Source organism: Pseudomonas sp. BW16M2, assembly GCF_014268865.1.
In the GTDB taxonomy this organism is placed as follows: Bacteria; Pseudomonadota; Gammaproteobacteria; order Pseudomonadales; family Pseudomonadaceae; genus Aquipseudomonas; species Aquipseudomonas peradeniyensis.
Genome location: NZ_JABWRI010000003.1, coordinates 110552 through 127097 on the forward strand (window position 1 = coordinate 110552; position 16546 = coordinate 127097).

The window sequence follows — 16546 nt, forward strand, 5'->3', positions numbered from 1 at the left end:
CGCGATGGTGTTGACGGTCAGGTACGGAACCGCGCTACCAGGCCACTGAGGTCCACTGCCAGCCGCGACAGCTCGGCACTCGCCGCGCTGGTCTGATGCGCCCCAGTGGCACTCTGCACCGACAGGTCGTTGATGTTCACCAGGTTGCGGTCCACTTCACGGGCGACCTGGGCCTGCTCTTCGGCGGCACTGGCGATCACCAGGTTGCGCTCGTTGATCTGCGCCACCGCGCCGGCGATGGTATCAAGCGCCAGGCCCGCGCCACGGGCGATGTTCAGGGTCGACTCGGCGCGTTCGGTGCTGGTGCGCATCGAATCCACGGCCTGCTCGGTGCCGCCCTGGATGCTGCCGATCATCCGCTCGATCTCGCTGGTGGACTGCTGGGTGCGATGCGCCAGTGCGCGCACCTCGTCGGCGACCACGGCGAAGCCACGACCGGCCTCGCCGGCGCGGGCGGCCTCGATGGCGGCGTTGAGCGCCAGCAGGTTGGTCTGGTCGGCCAGGCCGCGGATCACATCCAGTACCTTGCCGATATCGCGGGACTGCTCGGCCAGGTGGGTGATCAGCTTGGCGGTGGACTGCACGTCGCCGCTCATGCGCTCGATGGCGCCCACGGTCTCCATCACCAGGTCACGGCCATCGCCGGCCGAACGGCTGGCTTCGCTGGAGGCCTCGGAGGTGCTTACCGCGTTGCGCGCCACTTCCTCGACCGCGCTGGTCATCTCGGTGACGGCGGTGGCGGCCTGCTCGATCTCGTTGTTCTGCTGCTGCAGGCCACGGGCGCTTTCGTCGGTGACGCTGTTCAGCTCTTCGGCGGCGGAGGCCAGCTGGGTGGCGGAGCCGGCGATCAGCTGCAGGGTGTCGCGCAGCTTGTCCTGCATCTTGGCCATGGCCTTGAGCAGGCGCGCGGCTTCGTCGGTGCCCTCGGCATCAATGTGGTGGGTGAGGTCGCCTTCGGCGATCTGCTCGGCGGACTTCAGCGCCTCATCGATGGGCTTGACGATACTGCGGGTGAGCAGGAAGGCGAACAGCAGGGTCAGCACCGTGGCGGCCACCAGCAGGCTGATCACCAGGCCGAAGGCGCCGCTGTACTGCGCGGCGGCCTGGGCGTTGGTGGCGCTGGTCTGGTCGGTGTTGATGCGTACCAGGGTGTCCATGATCTTGTTGATCTGCTCGGAGTTGTCCAGCAGGTCGCGGTTGAGCAGGTCGCGCAGGGCGTCCAGATCGCCGGCCTGGCTCAGCGTGCGCATGCGCGCCTCGAGCTGGCGGTACTGGTTGAGTAGCAGGCCATACTGGTCGAAGGCGGCTTTCTCGTCGGCGGCGGTTACCAGCGGCTCGTAGGCGCGGCGGGCCTTGTCGATCTGCGCGTTGCGCTCGTCGAGCAGGCGCAGGGTGTCCTGCTGGGTGGCCGGCTCGCGGTTGAGCAGCAGGCGGTAGGACAGGGTGCGCAGGCGCAGGTTGAGCGCGGTCAGCTCGTCGAGGGTCTTGATGCTGGGCACGCTGATTTCCTCGATGGTCACCCCGGCCTGGCGGATGTTGCCCATCTGGATCAGCGAGAACACACCGAGGCCCAGCATCAGCAGGCCGATCACGGCGAACCCGAGCAGCGCGCGCGGCGCGATATTCATATTGCGTAAGGACATGGAGGCAGTTCCCAAGGCAGAAGAGGTGCCGCGATCCATGCGACGGAAGAAGACCTGCCTGCCTATCGGTCGTGACCGGCCAGTCTTGAGTCCGTCATGCAAAAATTGTGAGGCAGCTAACTATTTTCCTGACCAGCGGTTGATCCAGGTCGGAACAAGGGGGCCGATCCTGGGTCAACCTGAACCAGGCAAACACCTTTTGAATCCGATATTTAATGGCGGGGGCGGCGGTTTTTCCTTATCGTGTGCGCCCTTTGCAACAACCCGAGATAGACGCATGTTGGAAACTTCCCTGAATCAACTCGAGCAACTGGTCAGCGACCTGATGCACAAGAACGCGCAACTGGCCGAGCAGAACGCCAGCCTCGGCCAGGAACTGGCCCAGGCCAAGGAAGAGAACGACAGCCTGCAGTTGTCGCTGATGGAGCAGGAAGAGAAGCACGGCGCCACCGCCGCCCGCATCCAGGCCCTGGTCGAGCGCGCCAGCGCAGGTGTCGTGAACGCATGAGACTGCAAGCGCAGCCGGTCAATGTCGTGTCGATCCTGGGCAACGACTATTCGCTCAAGGCGCCCGAAGGCCAGGAAGAAACCCTCTCCCAGGCCGTGCGCATGCTCAACGTCGCGCTGGCCGAAACCAAGCGCAACTACCCGACCCTGATCGGTGACAAGCTGCTGGTGCTGGCCGCCCTGAACCTGTGCTCCAAGCAGATCGAACTGCAGCGCGAACACGACCGCACCCTCGAGCGCACCCAGGCGCAGATCGACGCCACGGTCGATGCCATCAGCAAGGCTGTCTCCGACGTCTGACTGACGCCATCGCGCGGCGATTGGGAGCAGGCTTGCCCCGCGACGAGGGCGACCGTTGTGTCGCGGATCACTGGAACAACTGGATACTTAAGTGTATACACTTCCCGAAAAACAATAATTATCGGGGAGTGGAACATGCGCATCTGGCGGCGGAGTATCCAGTGGCAACTGATCGCAAGCATGGGCGCCGCCCTGTTGGCGAGCATCCTGGTGGTGGTGGCGATCTACACGATGGCGCTCAACCGCCTGACCGAGCGCTACCTGGTGGACACGGCGTTGCCGGCCAGCGTCGAGGCCATTCGCAACGATATCGAGCGCATGCTCGGCCAGCCGCTGGTGGCGGCGGCGGACATTGCCGGCAACACCCTCCTGCGTGACTGGCTGGCCGCCGGTGAATCTCCAGCCGAGCTGCCCCGCTTCATCGAATACCTGGACGCGGCCAAGCAGCGTAACCACGCCTTCACCACCCTGTTCGCCTCGACCGTTACCGGCCACTACTACAACGAGAAGGGCCTGGACCGCACCCTCAGCCGCGCCAATCCCAAGGACAAGTGGTTCTACGGCTACATCGACAGCGGTGCCGAGCGCCTGATCAACATCGATATCGACGGCTCCACCGGCGAGCTGGCGCTGTTCATCGACTACCGGGTCGAGAAGGACGGCCAGCTGGTCGGCGTGGCCGGCATGGGCCTGCGCATGACCGAGCTGTCGAAGCTGATCCACGACTTCAGTTTCGGCGAGCACGGCAAAGTGTTCCTGGTGCGCAATGACGGCCTGATCCAAGTCCACCCCGACCAGCAGTTCAGTGGTAAGCGCCAACTTGCCGAGCAGTTGGACGTCGAGGCGGCCAAGACCGTGCTAGTGGGCGGTGAAGGCCTGCGCAGCAGCCGTTTCCAGCGTGATGGCGAGGACTACCTGGCCCTAGGCCTGCCCCTGCGAGACCTGAACTGGACCCTGGTGGCTGAGGTGCCGGAGGCTGAGATCTACGCCCAGGCCCGCCAGGCCATCTGGCAGACCTGCCTGATCGGCGGCGGTGTGGCGCTGCTGTCGTTATTGCTGGTGGTGCTGTTGGCGCGTGGGCTGGTACGCCCCATTCGCCAGGTCACCGCCGCATTGGTGCAGATCGGCGGGGGGGCGGGGGATCTCAGTCATCGCCTGGACGATTCGCGCCAGGACGAACTGGGCGACCTGGCCCGTGGCTTCAACCGTTTCCTCGACAGCCAGCGCGGCCTGATCGGCGAAGTGCTGCGCACCACCGAGCGCCTGCACCTGTCGGTGGAGCAGGTGACCCAGGTGGTGGACAACACCGCCGAGCGCTCGGGCCGTCAGCAGGAGATGACCGAGATGGTCGCCACCGCCGTGCACGAGATGGGCCTGACCGTGCAGGACATCGCCCAGAACGCGGGCACCGCCGCCCATGCCTCGCAGTCGGCGCGCGACGAGGCGCTGCAGGCGCGGGAGGTGGTGCGCCGCTCCATCCACAACATCGAAGGCATGTCCGGGGAGATCGGTCGCGCCGCCGAGGCGGTGACGCAGCTGGCCGACGAGGTTGCCTCGATCGATGAAGTGCTGGCGGTGATCCGCAGTATTTCCGAGCAGACCAACCTGCTGGCGCTCAACGCCGCCATCGAAGCGGCGCGGGCCGGCGAGATGGGCCGGGGCTTCGCCGTGGTGGCCGATGAGGTACGGACCCTGGCGCGGCGGACCCAGGTGTCCACCGACGAGGTGCAGCAGATGATCCACCGTCTCAAGCAGGGTGCGGGCACCGCCGTGGCGTCGATGCAGGCGGGGCAGCAGGCGACCGGTAACGGGGTCGAGTCGAGCCAGCGTACAGGGGCTTCGCTGGGGGCGATCACCGATCAGGTCGAGCGCATCAGCGGCATGAACGAGCAGGTGGCCACGGCGACCGAGGAGCAATCGGCGGTGACCGAGGAGATCAACCGGACGGTGCAGGGGATTTCCGATCTGGCGCGGCAGACAGCCAGCGAAGTGCAGGGGTGTCGCGACGAATGCCAGGCGTTGCGTGGGCTGGCCGATGACCTGGCGCGGCAGATGGGTGGGTTCCGCCTCTAGCTGATCGCGGGGCAAGCCCGCTCCCACAAGAGGCTTGGAATGCTCGTGGGAGCGGGCTTGCCCCGCGATGACGATATATCAGGCAGCAAAGATGGCGCGGATATCCGCCGCCAGCTCACGCACCCGGGCTTCCTGGGTATCCCACGAACACATGAACCGCGCCCCACCGCTGCCAATGAAGGTGTAGAAACGCCACCCCTTGTTGCGCAGTACTTCCAGCGCATGCTCCGGCATCTGCAGGAACACCCCGTTGGCCTCCACCGGGAACATCCGCTCGACTTCCGGCAGATCGCTCACCAGCGACGCCAGCAATTGCGCGCAGTGGTTGGCATGCTTGCCGTGGCGCATCCACGCACCGTCTTCGAGCAGACCAACCCAAGGCGCCGACAGGAAACGCATCTTCGACGCCAATTGCCCGGCCTGCTTGCAGCGGTAGTCGAAGTCCTCGGCCAGGTCGCGGTTGAAGAACAGGATCGCCTCACCGACCGCCATGCCGTTCTTGGTGCCGCCAAAGCACAGCACATCAACCCCGGCCTTCCAGGTCAGCTCGGCCGGCGAGCAGCCGAGGAACGCGCAGGCATTGGTGAACCGTGCGCCATCCATGTGCAGGTTCAGGCCCAGATCCTTGCAGGTGGCGCTGATCGCCTTGAGCTCGTCGGGGCGATACACCGTGCCCACCTCGGTGGCCTGGGTGATGGTCACCACGCGCGGCTTGGGGTAGTGGATGTCCTGGCGCTTGAGCGCCACTTCGCGGATCGACTCAGGCGTCAGCTTGCCGTTGACGCTGGCGGCGGTCAGCAGCTTGGAGCCGTTGGAGAAGAACTCCGGCGCGCCGCATTCGTCGGTCTCGACGTGGGCGGTCTCGGAGCAGATCACGCTGTGGTAGCTCTGGCACAGCGAGGCCAGGGCCAAGGAGTTGGCGGCGGTGCCGTTGAAGGCGAAGAACACCTCGCAGTCGGTCTCGAACAGCTTGCGGAAGTATTCCGAGGCGCGTTCGGTCCACTGGTCGTCGCCGTAGGCGCGCTCGTGGCCCTGGTTGGCCTTTTCCATCGCGGCCCAGGCTTCGGGGCAGATGCCGGAGTAGTTGTCGCTGGCGAATTGTTGGTTGTTGTCTGTCATGACGTCTGTCCTTTTGTACGACGCAGGAACGCACTCTAAACCATCGTTTTGGCGGTTGCCTATACAGGCTGTTTGAACTGGATGCGGTCTCGTGGGAGCGGGCTTGCCCCGGGATGAGGCCATCGCGGGTCAAGCCCGCTCCCACGCTACCTTCCACTGCGACCTGAGCAATGTCGTAAACGCGCCATTGCAAGGCGCGCGCAGGCATCTGTGCCCCGGTGCCCGGTCATACCATCGCTGCAAAGGGTGGGAAAACCCTCACCAGACAAGAAACGATCGCTGCCGGGAGATACACGATGTTCAGCAAGCAAGACCAGATCCAGGGTTATGACGACGCACTGCTGGCGGCGATGAATGCCGAGGAGCAGCGCCAGGAAGATCACATCGAGCTGATCGCCTCGGAGAACTACACCAGCAAGCGCGTGATGCAGGCCCAGGGCAGCGGCCTGACCAACAAGTACGCCGAAGGCTACCCGGGCAAGCGCTACTACGGCGGCTGCGAGCATGTGGACAAGGTCGAGGCGCTGGCCATCGAGCGCGCCAAGCAGCTGTTCGGCGCCGACTACGCCAACGTCCAGCCGCACTCCGGCTCCTCGGCCAACGGCGCCGTGTACCTCGCCCTGCTGCAGGCTGGCGATACCATCCTGGGCATGAGCCTGGCCCACGGCGGCCACCTGACCCACGGCGCCAAGGTGTCGTCCTCGGGCAAGCTGTACAACGCCGTGCAGTACGGCATCGACACCAACACCGGCCTGATCGACTACGACGAAGTCGAGCGCCTGGCTGTCGAGCACAAGCCGAAGATGATCGTCGCCGGCTTCTCGGCCTACTCGAAGACCCTCGATTTTCCACGTTTCCGCCAGATCGCCGACAAAGTCGGCGCGCTGCTGTTCGTCGACATGGCCCACGTCGCCGGCCTGGTCGCCGCCGGCCTGTACCCGAACCCGATCCCCTTTGCCGACGTGGTCACCACCACCACCCACAAGACCCTGCGCGGTCCGCGTGGCGGCCTGATCCTGGCCAAGAGCAACGAAGAGATCGAGAAGAAGCTCAACGCCGCCGTGTTCCCCGGCGCCCAGGGCGGCCCGCTGATGCACGTGATCGCCGCCAAGGCGGTGTGCTTCAAGGAAGCGTTGGAGCCTGGCTTCAAGGCCTACCAGAAGCAAGTCATCGAAAACGCCCAGGCCATGGCCCAGGTGTTCGTCGACCGCGGCTACGACGTGGTCTCCGGCGGCACCGACAACCACCTGTTCCTGGTCAGCCTGATCCGCCAGGGCCTGACCGGCAAGGACGCCGACGCCGCCCTCGGTCGCGCCCATATCACCGTCAACAAGAACGCCGTGCCCAACGACCCGCAGTCGCCGTTCGTCACCTCGGGCCTGCGCATCGGCACCCCGGCCGTCACAACCCGCGGCTTCAAGGTCGCCCAGTGCGTGGCGCTGGCCGGCTGGATCTGCGATGTGCTGGACAACCTGGGCGACGCCGATGTCGAGGCCGATGTGGCCAAGAACGTCGCCGCGCTGTGCGCCGACTTCCCGGTCTACCGCTGAGTGGAGCAGAACACCATGCAACGTTACTCGGGCTTCGGCCTCTTCAAGCACTCCCTCAGCCACCACGAGAACTGGCAGCGCATGTGGCGCACGCCGACGCCGAAGAAGGTCTACGACGTGGTTATCGTCGGCGGTGGCGGCCATGGCCTGGCCACGGCCTACTATCTGGCCAAGGAGCACGGCATCACCAACGTGGCGGTGGTCGAGAAGGGCTACCTGGGCGGCGGCAACACCGCCCGCAACACCACCATCGTGCGTTCCAACTACCTGTGGGACGAGTCGGCGCATCTGTATGAACACGCCATGAAACTGTGGGAGGGGCTGTCCCAGGACATCAACTACAACGTGATGTTCTCCCAGCGCGGCGTCTACAACCTGTGCCATACCCTGCAGGACATCCGCGACTCCGAGCGCCGGGTCAACGCCAACCGCCTCAACGGCGTCGACGGCGAGCTGATCCGCACCGAGCAGGTCGCGGCCGAGATCCCGTACCTGGACTGCTCGAAGAACACCCGCTACCCGATCCTCGGCGCCACCGTGCAGCGCCGTGGCGGCGTGGCCCGTCACGACGCCGTGGCCTGGGGCTTTGCCCGTGCCGCCGACGCCCTGGGCGTGGACCTGATCCAGCAGACCGAGGTGATTGGCTTCCGTAAAGAGAATGGCGCCGTGATCGGCGTTGAAACCAACAAGGGCTTCATCGGCGCCAAGCGCGTCGGCGTGGTCACCGCCGGCAACTCCGGCCACATGGCCAAGTTGGCGGGCTTCCGCCTGCCGCTGGAATCGCACCCGTTGCAGGCACTGGTATCGGAGCCGATCAAACCGATCATCGACAGCGTGATCATGTCCAACGCGGTGCATGGCTACATCAGCCAGTCCGACAAGGGCGACCTGGTGATCGGTGCCGGTATCGACGGTTGGGTCGGCTACGGCCAGCGCGGCTCCTACCCGGTCATCGAGCACACCCTGCAGGCGATCGTCGAGATGTTCCCGATCCTCTCCCGCGTGCGCATGAACCGCCAGTGGGGCGGCATCGTCGACACCACGCCGGATGCCTGCCCGATCATTTCCAAGACCCCGGTGAAGAACATGTTCTTCAACTGCGGCTGGGGCACCGGCGGCTTCAAGGCCACCCCGGGCTCGGGCAACGTGTTCGCCGCGAGCCTGGCCAAGGGCGAGATGCACCCGCTGGCCGCGCCTTTCTCCATCGACCGTTTCTACAACGGCGCGCTGATCGACGAACACGGCGCCGCTGCCGTCGCCCACTGACCCGGAGACAACCGTCATGTTGCAAATCTTCTGTCCCCACTGCGGCGAGCTGCGCTCCGAGGAAGAATTCCACGCATCAGGCCAGGCGCACATCGCCCGCCCGCTGGACCCGAACGCCTGCTCCGACGAGGAGTGGGGCACCTACATGTTCTTCCGTGACAACCCGCGCGGCATCCACCATGAGCTGTGGGACCACGTCGCCGGCTGTCGCCAGTACTTCAACGTCACCCGCGACACCGTGACCTACGAGATCCTGGAAACCTACAAGATCGGCGAGAAGCCTCAGGTCACCGCCGCCTCGAAACAGAGCACCGCGCCAGCGACCGCCAAGGGCCAAGGGGAAAAAGTATGAGCCAGACCTATCGCCTCGCCAGCGGCGGCCGTATCGACCGCAGCAAGGTGCTGAACTTCAGCTTCAACGGCAAGACCTACCAGGGCTATGCCGGTGACACCCTGGCCGCCGCGCTGCTGGCCAACGGCGTCGACATCGTCGGGCGCAGCTTCAAGTACTCGCGTCCCCGCGGGATCATCGCCGCCGGCACCGAAGAGCCGAACGCGATCCTGCAGATCGGTTCCAGCGAAGCCACCCAGATCCCCAACGTGCGCGCCACCCAGCAGGCCCTGTATGCAGGCCTGGTGGCCACCAGCACCAACGGCTGGCCGAACGTCAACAACGACATGATGGGCATCATCGGCAAGGTCGGCGGCAACATGATGCCGCCCGGGTTCTACTACAAGACCTTCATGTACCCCAAGTCGTTCTGGATGACCTACGAGAAGTACATCCGCAAGGCGGCGGGCCTCGGCCGTGCGCCGCTGCAGAACGACCCGGACAGCTACGACTACATGAACCAGCACTGCGACGTGCTGATCGTCGGCGCCGGCCCTGCCGGCCTGGCCGCCGCGCTGGCTGCTGCCCGTAGCGGTGCTCGGGTGATCCTGGCCGATGAGCAGGAAGAGTTCGGCGGCACCTTGCTCGACAGCCGCGAAACCCTCGATGGCAAACCGGCCGCCGATTGGGTCAACGCCGTCGTCGCCGAGCTGGAGTCGTTGCCGGAAGTCACCTTGCTGCCACGCAGCACCGTCAACGGCTATCACGACCACAACTTCCTGACCATCCACGAGCGCCTCACCGACCACCTCGGCGACCGTGCGCCCATCGGCCAGGTACGCCAACGCGTGCACCGTGTACGGGCCAATCGTGTGGTGCTGGCTGCCGGCGCCCACGAGCGTCCGCTGGTGTATGGCAACAACGACCTGCCGGGCAACATGTTGGCTGGCGCGGTCTCGACTTATGTGCGCCGTTACGGCGTGGCTCCGGGCCGCAAGCTGGTGCTGTCGACCAACAATGACCACGCCTACCGTTGCGCGCTGGACTGGCACGATGCCGGCCTGCAAGTGGTCGCCATCGCTGATGCCCGCCACAACCCGCGTGGCTCGCTGGTCGAAGAGGCCCGCGCCAAAGGTATCCGTATTCTCACCTCCAGCGCCGTGATCGAGGCCAAGGGCAGCAAACAGGTCACCGGCGCCCGCGTGGCCGCCATTGATGTGCAGGCGCACAAGGTCACCAGCCCTGGCGAAACCCTCGAGTGCGACCTGATCGCCACCTCCGGCGGCTACAGCCCGGTGGTCCATCTGGCCTCGCACCTGGGCGGTCGCCCGCTCTGGCGTGAAGATATCCTCGGCTTCGTGCCGGGCGATGCGCCGCAGAAGCGCGTGTGCGTCGGTGGCGTGAATGGCGTCTACGCCCTGGGCGATGTGATCGCCGACGGCTTTGAAGGCGGCGTACGTGCCGCCACCGAGGCCGGCTTCAAGGCCAGCGCCGGCACCTTGCCGAAAACCCTGGCACGCAAGGAAGAGGCCACCGTGGCGCTGTTCCAGGTGCCCCACGACAAGGGCACCGCCCGTGCGCCGAAGCAGTTCGTCGACCAGCAGAACGACGTCACCGCCGCCGCCATCGAGCTGGCCACCCGCGAAGGCTTCGAGTCGGTCGAACACGTCAAGCGCTACACCGCCCTGGGCTTCGGCACCGACCAGGGCAAGCTGGGCAACATCAACGGCCTGGCCATCGCCGCCCGTTCGCTCGGAATAGGCATCCCGGAAATGGGCACCACCATGTTCCGCCCCAACTACACGCCGGTGACCTTCGGCGCGGTGGCTGGCCGCCACTGCGGCCACCTGTTCGAGCCGGTGCGCTTCACCGCCCTGCATGCCTGGCACATCAAGAACGGCGCCGAGTTCGAGGACGTCGGCCAGTGGAAGCGCCCGTGGTACTTCCCCAAGCCCGGCGAAGATATCCACACCGCCGTGGCCCGCGAGTGCAAGGCCGTGCGTGACAGCGTCGGCCTGCTGGACGCCTCGACCCTGGGCAAGATCGATATCCAGGGCGCGGACGCCCGCGAGTTCCTCAACCGCATCTACACCAATGCCTGGACCAAGCTCGACGTGGGCAAGGCCCGCTACGGCCTGATGTGCAAGGAAGACGGCATGGTCTTCGACGACGGCGTGACCGCCTGCGTCGGCGACAACCACTTCATCATGACCACCACCACCGGCGGCGCCGCCCGCGTGCTGCAGTGGCTGGAGCTGTACCACCAGACCGAATGGCCGGAGATGAAGGTGTACTTCACCTCGGTCACCGACCACTGGGCGACCATGACCCTGTCCGGCCCCAACAGCCGCAAGCTGCTGGCCGAGGTCAGCGACATCGACCTGGACAAGGAAGGCTTCCCGTTCATGAGCTGGAAGGAAGGCCTGGTCGGCGGCGTGCCGGCGCGGGTGTTCCGTATCTCGTTCACCGGCGAGCTGTCGTACGAGATCAACGTCCAGGCCAACTACGCCATGGGCGTGCTGGAGCAGATCGTCGAGGCGGGCAAGAAGTACAACCTGACCCCGTACGGCACCGAGACCATGCACGTACTGCGCGCCGAGAAGGGCTTCATCATCGTCGGCCAGGACACCGACGGCTCGATGACCCCGGACGACCTCAACATGAGCTGGTGCGTGGGCCGCAACAAGCCGTTCTCGTGGATCGGCCTGCGTGGCATGAACCGCGAGGACACCGTGCGCGAGAACCGCAAGCAGCTGGTGGGCCTCAAGCCTGTGGACCCGAACGTGTGGCTGCCGGAAGGCGCCCAGCTGGTGTTCGATCCGAAACAGCCGATCCCGATGGACATGGTCGGCCACGTCACCTCCAGCTACGCGGCCAACTCCCTGGGCTATTCGTTCGCCATGGGTGTGGTCAAGGGCGGTCTCAAGCGCCTGGGCGAGCGGGTGTATTCGCCCCAGGCCGACGGCAGCGTGATCGAGGCCGAGATCGTGTCTTCGGTGTTCTTCGATCCGAAGGGCGAGCGGCAGAACGTTTGATATCAGGATGACGCGATCTTTGTGGGAGCGGGCTGGCCCCGCGATGCGATGGTGGCCTTGATGCCGCTATCGCGGGGCAAGCCCGCTCCCACGAGGTCAGTGGTTCCTCGCACAAGAATTCAAGGCAGGTAAGAAATGAGCGCTATCAACGTCTTCCAGCAAAACCCCGGCGCCGACGCCAAGGCCCAGTCGCCGCTACACCACGCCGACCTGGCCAGCCTGGTCGGCAAGGGCCGCAAGAACGCAGGCGTAACCCTGCGCGAGAAGAAACTCCTCGGCCACCTCACTATCCGTGGCAATGGCCATGATCAGGCCTTCGCCGGCGGCGTGCACAAGGCCCTGGGCCTGGAGTTGCCGGTGGCCCTCACCGTGGTCGCCAACAACGAGATGTCGCTGCAATGGGTGGGCCCGGACGAGTGGCTGCTGATCGTCCCCGGCGGCCAGGAGTTCGCCGTCGAGCAGAAGCTGCGCGATGCCCTCGACGGCCAGCACATCCAGGTGGTCAACGTCAGCGGCGGGCAGACCCTGCTTGAACTGCGCGGCCCTAACGTGCGCGACGTGCTGATGAAATCCACCAGCTATGATGTACACCCGAACAACTTCCCGGTGGGCAAGGCCGTCGGCACCGTGTTCGCCAAGTCGCAGCTGGTGATCCGCCGCACCGCCGAGGACACCTGGGAGCTGGTGATCCGCCGCAGCTTCTCCGACTACTGGTGGCTGTGGCTGCAGGACGCGTCGGCCGAATACGGCCTGGCCATCGAAGCGTAAGGAGCATTACCCATGAGTCGGGCACCGGACACCTGGATTCTCACTGCCGACTGCCCGAGCATGCTCGGCACGGTCGATGTGGTGACGCGTCATCTCTACGAGCAGCGCTGCTACGTCACCGAGCACCATTCCTTCGATGACCGGCTGTCGGGGCGGTTCTTCATTCGCGTGGAGTTCCGCGTCCCGGATGGCTTCGACGAGGATGCCTTCCGTGCGGGGCTGGCCGAGCGCAGCGAGGCGTTCGGCATGGCCTTCGAGCTGGTCGCGCCGAATCACCGCCCCAAGGTGGTGATCATGGTGTCCAAGGCCGATCATTGCCTGAACGATCTGCTGTACCGCCAGCGCATCGGCCAGCTGGCTATGGACGTGGTCGCGGTGGTGTCCAACCATCCTGACCTCGAGCCCTTGGCGCACTGGCACAAGATTCCCTACTACCACTTCGCCCTCGACCCTAACGACAAGCCGGCGCAGGAGCGCAAGGTGCTGCAGGTGATCGAGGAAAGCGGCGCCGAACTGGTCATTCTTGCCCGTTACATGCAGGTGCTGTCGCCGGAGCTGTGCCGGCGGCTGGATGGCTGGGCGATCAACATCCACCACTCGCTGCTGCCCGGGTTCAAGGGCGCCAAGCCGTATCACCAGGCCTACAACAAGGGCGTGAAGATGGTTGGCGCCACGGCGCACTACATCAACAACGACCTGGACGAAGGGCCGATCATCGCCCAGGGCGTGGAGGTGGTGGACCATGCGCACTATCCCGAGGATTTGATCGCCAAGGGGCGCGATATCGAGTGCCTGACTCTGGCGCGGGCTGTCGGTTATCACATCGAAAGAAGGGTGTTTTTGAACGCCAATCGTACTGTTGTTCTCTGAGCCGATGCCATCGCGGGGCAAGCCCGCTCCCACGTATACAGCGTGGGAGCGGGCTTGCCCCGCGATGCTTCTTTACGACAGATAGTGCGCCGCAAACAGGCATCCCCCTGTCGCATCCAGTCACCGCCCCACCGCCCATCCAGCCCACAATCCCCTTCATTCCAGTAACACAGGCCGCCCACGGAAAGGCGGCGCTTTCCACCACCGCTGCATAAATACAAATCAAGCGAGGTAAGAAGCATGTCTGGTAACCGTGGAGTGGTGTATCTCGGCGCGGGCAAGGTCGAGGTGCAGAAGATCGACTACCCCAAGATGCAGGACCCGCGCGGCAAGAAGATCGAGCACGGCGTCATCCTCAAGGTGGTCTCCACCAACATCTGCGGCTCCGACCAGCACATGGTCCGCGGCCGTACCACCGCACAGGTCGGCCTGGTCCTGGGTCACGAAATCACCGGTGAAATCGTCGAAATGGGCCGTGACGTCGAACGCCTGAAAATCGGCGATCTGGTGTCGGTACCCTTCAACGTCGCCTGCGGCCGCTGCCGCTCGTGCAAAGAGATGCACACCGGCGTCTGCCTCACCGTCAACCCGGCCCGTGCCGGTGGCGCCTACGGCTATGTCGACATGGGTGACTGGACCGGCGGCCAGGCCGAGTATGTGCTGGTGCCCTACGCAGACTTCAACCTGCTGAAACTGCCCGACCGCGACAAGGCCATGGAGAAGATCCGCGACCTGACCTGTCTGTCCGACATCCTCCCCACTGGTTACCATGGCGCCGTCACCGCCGGCGTTGGCCCGGGCAGCACCGTCTACGTCGCGGGTGCCGGCCCGGTCGGCCTGGCTGCCGCCGCGTCCGCCCGCCTGCTGGGTGCTGCTTGTGTGATCGTCGGCGACCTCAACCCGGCCCGGCTGGCTCACGCCAAGTCGCAAGGTTTCGAAGTGGTCGACCTGTCCAAGGACACCCCGCTGCACGAGCAGATCATCGATATCCTCGGCGAGCCGGAAGTGGACTGCGCCGTCGATGCCGTCGGCTTCGAGGCCCGTGGCCATGGCCATGAAGGCGCCAAGCACGAGGCCCCGGCCACCGTGCTCAACTCGCTGATGCAGGTGACCCGCGTGGCCGGCAAGATCGGTATTCCGGGCCTGTATGTGACCGAAGACCCAGGCGCGGTGGATGCCGCCGCCAAGATCGGTGCCCTGAGCATCCGCTTCGGCCTGGGCTGGGCCAAGTCCCACAGCTTCCACACCGGGCAGACCCCGACCATGAAGTACAACCGCCAACTGATGCAGGCGATCATGTGGGACCGCATTAATATCGCTGAGGTGGTGGGGGTGCAGGTGATTAGTTTGGACCAAGCACCGGAGGGGTATGGGGAGTTTGATGCTGGGGTGCCGAAGAAGTTTGTGATTGATCCGCATAAAATGTTTAGTATTGCATGATCAAGCAAAACCAAGCCCTCGGTTTAAGAGGGCTTGGCTTTAGCTATTTAGTCATACTCTTTCCATTTGTTTGATCGGTTCTCACCCAAAAGATTTCCTAGTTTAGATCTCTCAGTTTCTCTTGTTTCTTTGACTGTCTGAACGGGAAGGGAGTTGGGTGTGACGCTTGTTTTTATACTGCTTAGTACTAGGTTGAAGGTTGCTTTAAGTGTTTTGTCAACTGCCGCATCCAGCTGGCTGTTTTCGTCATTAGAATATTTTTCAATTTTATTTTTAGTTGTTATTGTCTCTGAGTCAAGCATTGTAAAAACGCCCCACTGTTCGCGCATGCGGCTTGGTGAAATACCACCGTTCGTATTTATACTGGAGATGTGGTAGTTCGTGTTTTGGTTGTAAGGCTCATTGGTAAGTCCGATGGAAAGACTATCGTTTTGTTTTGAAGTCAGATCTTCTAGCTTATTTTTGTAGTGGTTGTACCGTTTGTTTTTGTAAGATTCTTTATATGATTTGATCCGGAGTATTCTGCGTGCTATGAAGTTTTCTCCAATATGTCCAGTGTCGTCCTTCATGTTGATTGGGTTGTTAAAGCAATAGCAGTAGCTGTTAAGGCCGCCTTCGTCGAATGGGCTTAGATTGTCGGGTGAATGAAAGCGCATTAAAGTAGGGCTGAAAGGGCGATGATATCCGGTACCAAGTAAGTACATGTCGGCGTGATAGCGAATATAGCCGTTGAAACCTGATGCAGGAGAAGCGTTAGCGAAGGGATAGTACCCATATGGTGTATAGACAATAGCATTGCTTTTGGAGGCGGTTTGGTGGCGCTGGATGGAACCTAAAGTATCTGTTGTCAGTAACATATTAATTTGAGTAGGTGTGCGTGCCTGTGACATGGGGACTCCATTTTTTAGCTTGTTTCTACCTTACTCTGAGGGGCGGATTAAGAGTCCGCAACTGATAGAAATGCTAGGTCTCTGGAGTGTTCCTACGTATTTGTAGGTCATTTCCTGCTTACCTCATGAAATCACGAGAAATATCCTTCGTGTTCAGTCGATATGTGTCTGATTGTTCGGGGAAGCCTTGCCCACTAGGCTCTTCTCGTCGCTGTCGGTTCAGCGATCGGGTGTGGAAACCCGGATATGCATTCTGGAACGTGTCGTCATGGCAGCTGTGCGCGGGAGGCTTTGTGCCTACCGGGTTTTCCTGAATGCATCCGGGTTTCCACCCCGTGTACAGCTGCCACCCTTTTGTGTGGAAACGAATGGTGCAGCATCACTGCATTCAGGTGACTGCCATGAAAAAGATCGTCCCCGACCCACCCCACCAATTCGCCTTACCCCCCGACAAATCCCTCGCCCGCGCCATCCACGACGGTGTCGTGCCCATGGAGTACGTGCTGGCCAACGTCTCCCACTACCTGATGTTCGCCTTCAGCGACAGCCACCGGGCCCTGGACCGCATCGAGGACGAGGAGACGCGGCAATTGCTCAAGCTTGGGCTGCGGGCCATGCAGATCGCCTGGGGGCAGGCGGATGCGCTGGCCAGTGCGGTGGAAAACAGAGCTGGCCAGTAAATGTCCATCGCGGGGCAAGCCCGCTCCCACGAATGACCCAGCGCCGCGTGGGAGCGGGCTTGCCCCGCGATATG

At 63.6% G+C, this 16546-nt stretch carries 14 protein-coding genes; 11 read left to right on the forward strand and 3 right to left on the reverse strand.

Going from position 1 to position 16546, the window contains the following annotated elements:
* Positions 1-17 precede the first annotated feature (17 nt).
* On the reverse strand, positions 18-1643 hold the full coding sequence (locus tag HU735_RS04740; protein ID WP_186712616.1) for a methyl-accepting chemotaxis protein: 1626 nt from the start codon (positions 1641-1643) through the stop codon (positions 18-20).
* Positions 1644-1920: 277 nt separating this feature from the next.
* On the opposite strand from HU735_RS04740, the gene HU735_RS04745 reads away from it, so the two are divergent.
* The 3 genes from HU735_RS04745 (at position 1921) to HU735_RS04755 (ending at position 4523) form a co-directional block, all read left to right on the forward strand.
* A complete protein-coding gene (locus tag HU735_RS04745) occupies positions 1921-2151 on the forward strand; it encodes a hypothetical protein (RefSeq protein WP_028688440.1) in 231 nt (76 codons plus the stop codon).
* Positions 2148-2450 carry a cell division protein ZapA gene (locus tag HU735_RS04750; RefSeq protein WP_028688439.1) on the forward strand — a complete coding sequence of 101 codons (303 nt, stop codon included), beginning with the start codon at positions 2148-2150 and terminating at the stop codon, positions 2448-2450. Before HU735_RS04745 ends, HU735_RS04750 begins: the two co-directional genes overlap by 4 nt.
* Positions 2451-2585: 135 nt before the next feature.
* Positions 2586-4523 (forward strand): methyl-accepting chemotaxis protein, encoded by a 1938-nt coding sequence (locus tag HU735_RS04755; protein WP_186712617.1) that lies wholly within the window; start codon positions 2586-2588, stop codon positions 4521-4523.
* Between the two features lie 78 nt (positions 4524-4601).
* Here the strand turns inward: HU735_RS04755 and HU735_RS04760 are convergent, their stop codons facing one another.
* A complete protein-coding gene (locus HU735_RS04760) occupies positions 4602-5642 on the reverse strand; it encodes a low specificity L-threonine aldolase (RefSeq protein ID WP_186712618.1) in 1041 nt (346 codons plus the stop codon).
* Positions 5643-5938: 296 nt separating this feature from the next.
* Here HU735_RS04760 and HU735_RS04765 point away from each other — a divergent pair, with 296 nt between their 5' ends.
* From HU735_RS04765 to fdhA, 7 genes are all read left to right on the forward strand, one after another.
* The gene (locus tag HU735_RS04765; RefSeq protein ID WP_186712619.1) at positions 5939-7192 is read left to right on the forward strand and encodes a serine hydroxymethyltransferase; all 1254 of its coding nucleotides are present in this window, start codon (positions 5939-5941) and stop codon (positions 7190-7192) included.
* Between the two features lie 15 nt (positions 7193-7207).
* Positions 7208-8458 (forward strand): sarcosine oxidase subunit beta family protein, encoded by a 1251-nt coding sequence (locus HU735_RS04770; RefSeq protein ID WP_110735299.1) that lies wholly within the window; start codon positions 7208-7210, stop codon positions 8456-8458.
* Positions 8459-8474: 16 nt separating this feature from the next.
* Positions 8475-8810, forward strand: coding sequence for a sarcosine oxidase subunit delta (locus tag HU735_RS04775; RefSeq protein WP_028688435.1), 336 nt, complete (start codon positions 8475-8477; stop codon positions 8808-8810).
* Positions 8807-11824, forward strand: a complete 3018-nt coding sequence (locus HU735_RS04780; RefSeq protein ID WP_186712620.1) for a sarcosine oxidase subunit alpha — start codon at positions 8807-8809, stop codon at positions 11822-11824. The genes HU735_RS04775 and HU735_RS04780 overlap by 4 nt, the downstream gene beginning before the upstream one ends.
* Positions 11825-11959: 135 nt before the next feature.
* Positions 11960-12592: a sarcosine oxidase subunit gamma family protein gene (gene soxG, locus HU735_RS04785; RefSeq protein ID WP_186712621.1), complete on the forward strand. Its 633-nt coding sequence runs from the start codon at positions 11960-11962 to the stop codon at positions 12590-12592.
* A 12-nt stretch (positions 12593-12604) separates the two neighbouring features.
* Positions 12605-13462 carry a formyltetrahydrofolate deformylase gene (gene purU / locus HU735_RS04790; protein ID WP_186712622.1) on the forward strand — a complete coding sequence of 286 codons (858 nt, stop codon included), beginning with the start codon at positions 12605-12607 and terminating at the stop codon, positions 13460-13462.
* 240 nt (positions 13463-13702) lie between these two features.
* The gene (gene fdhA, locus HU735_RS04795; RefSeq protein WP_186712623.1) at positions 13703-14902 is read left to right on the forward strand and encodes a formaldehyde dehydrogenase, glutathione-independent; all 1200 of its coding nucleotides are present in this window, start codon (positions 13703-13705) and stop codon (positions 14900-14902) included.
* Positions 14903-14949: 47 nt separating this feature from the next.
* Here fdhA and HU735_RS04800 read toward each other — a convergent pair whose 3' ends face one another.
* Positions 14950-15792 carry an RHS repeat-associated core domain-containing protein gene (locus HU735_RS04800; protein WP_186712624.1) on the reverse strand — a complete coding sequence of 281 codons (843 nt, stop codon included), beginning with the start codon at positions 15790-15792 and terminating at the stop codon, positions 14950-14952.
* Positions 15793-16193: 401 nt separating this feature from the next.
* On the opposite strand from HU735_RS04800, the gene HU735_RS04805 reads away from it, so the two are divergent.
* On the forward strand, positions 16194-16472 hold the full coding sequence (locus HU735_RS04805) for a hypothetical protein (protein WP_062572570.1): 279 nt from the start codon (positions 16194-16196) through the stop codon (positions 16470-16472).
* The last annotated feature ends 74 nt before the right edge of the window (positions 16473-16546 follow it).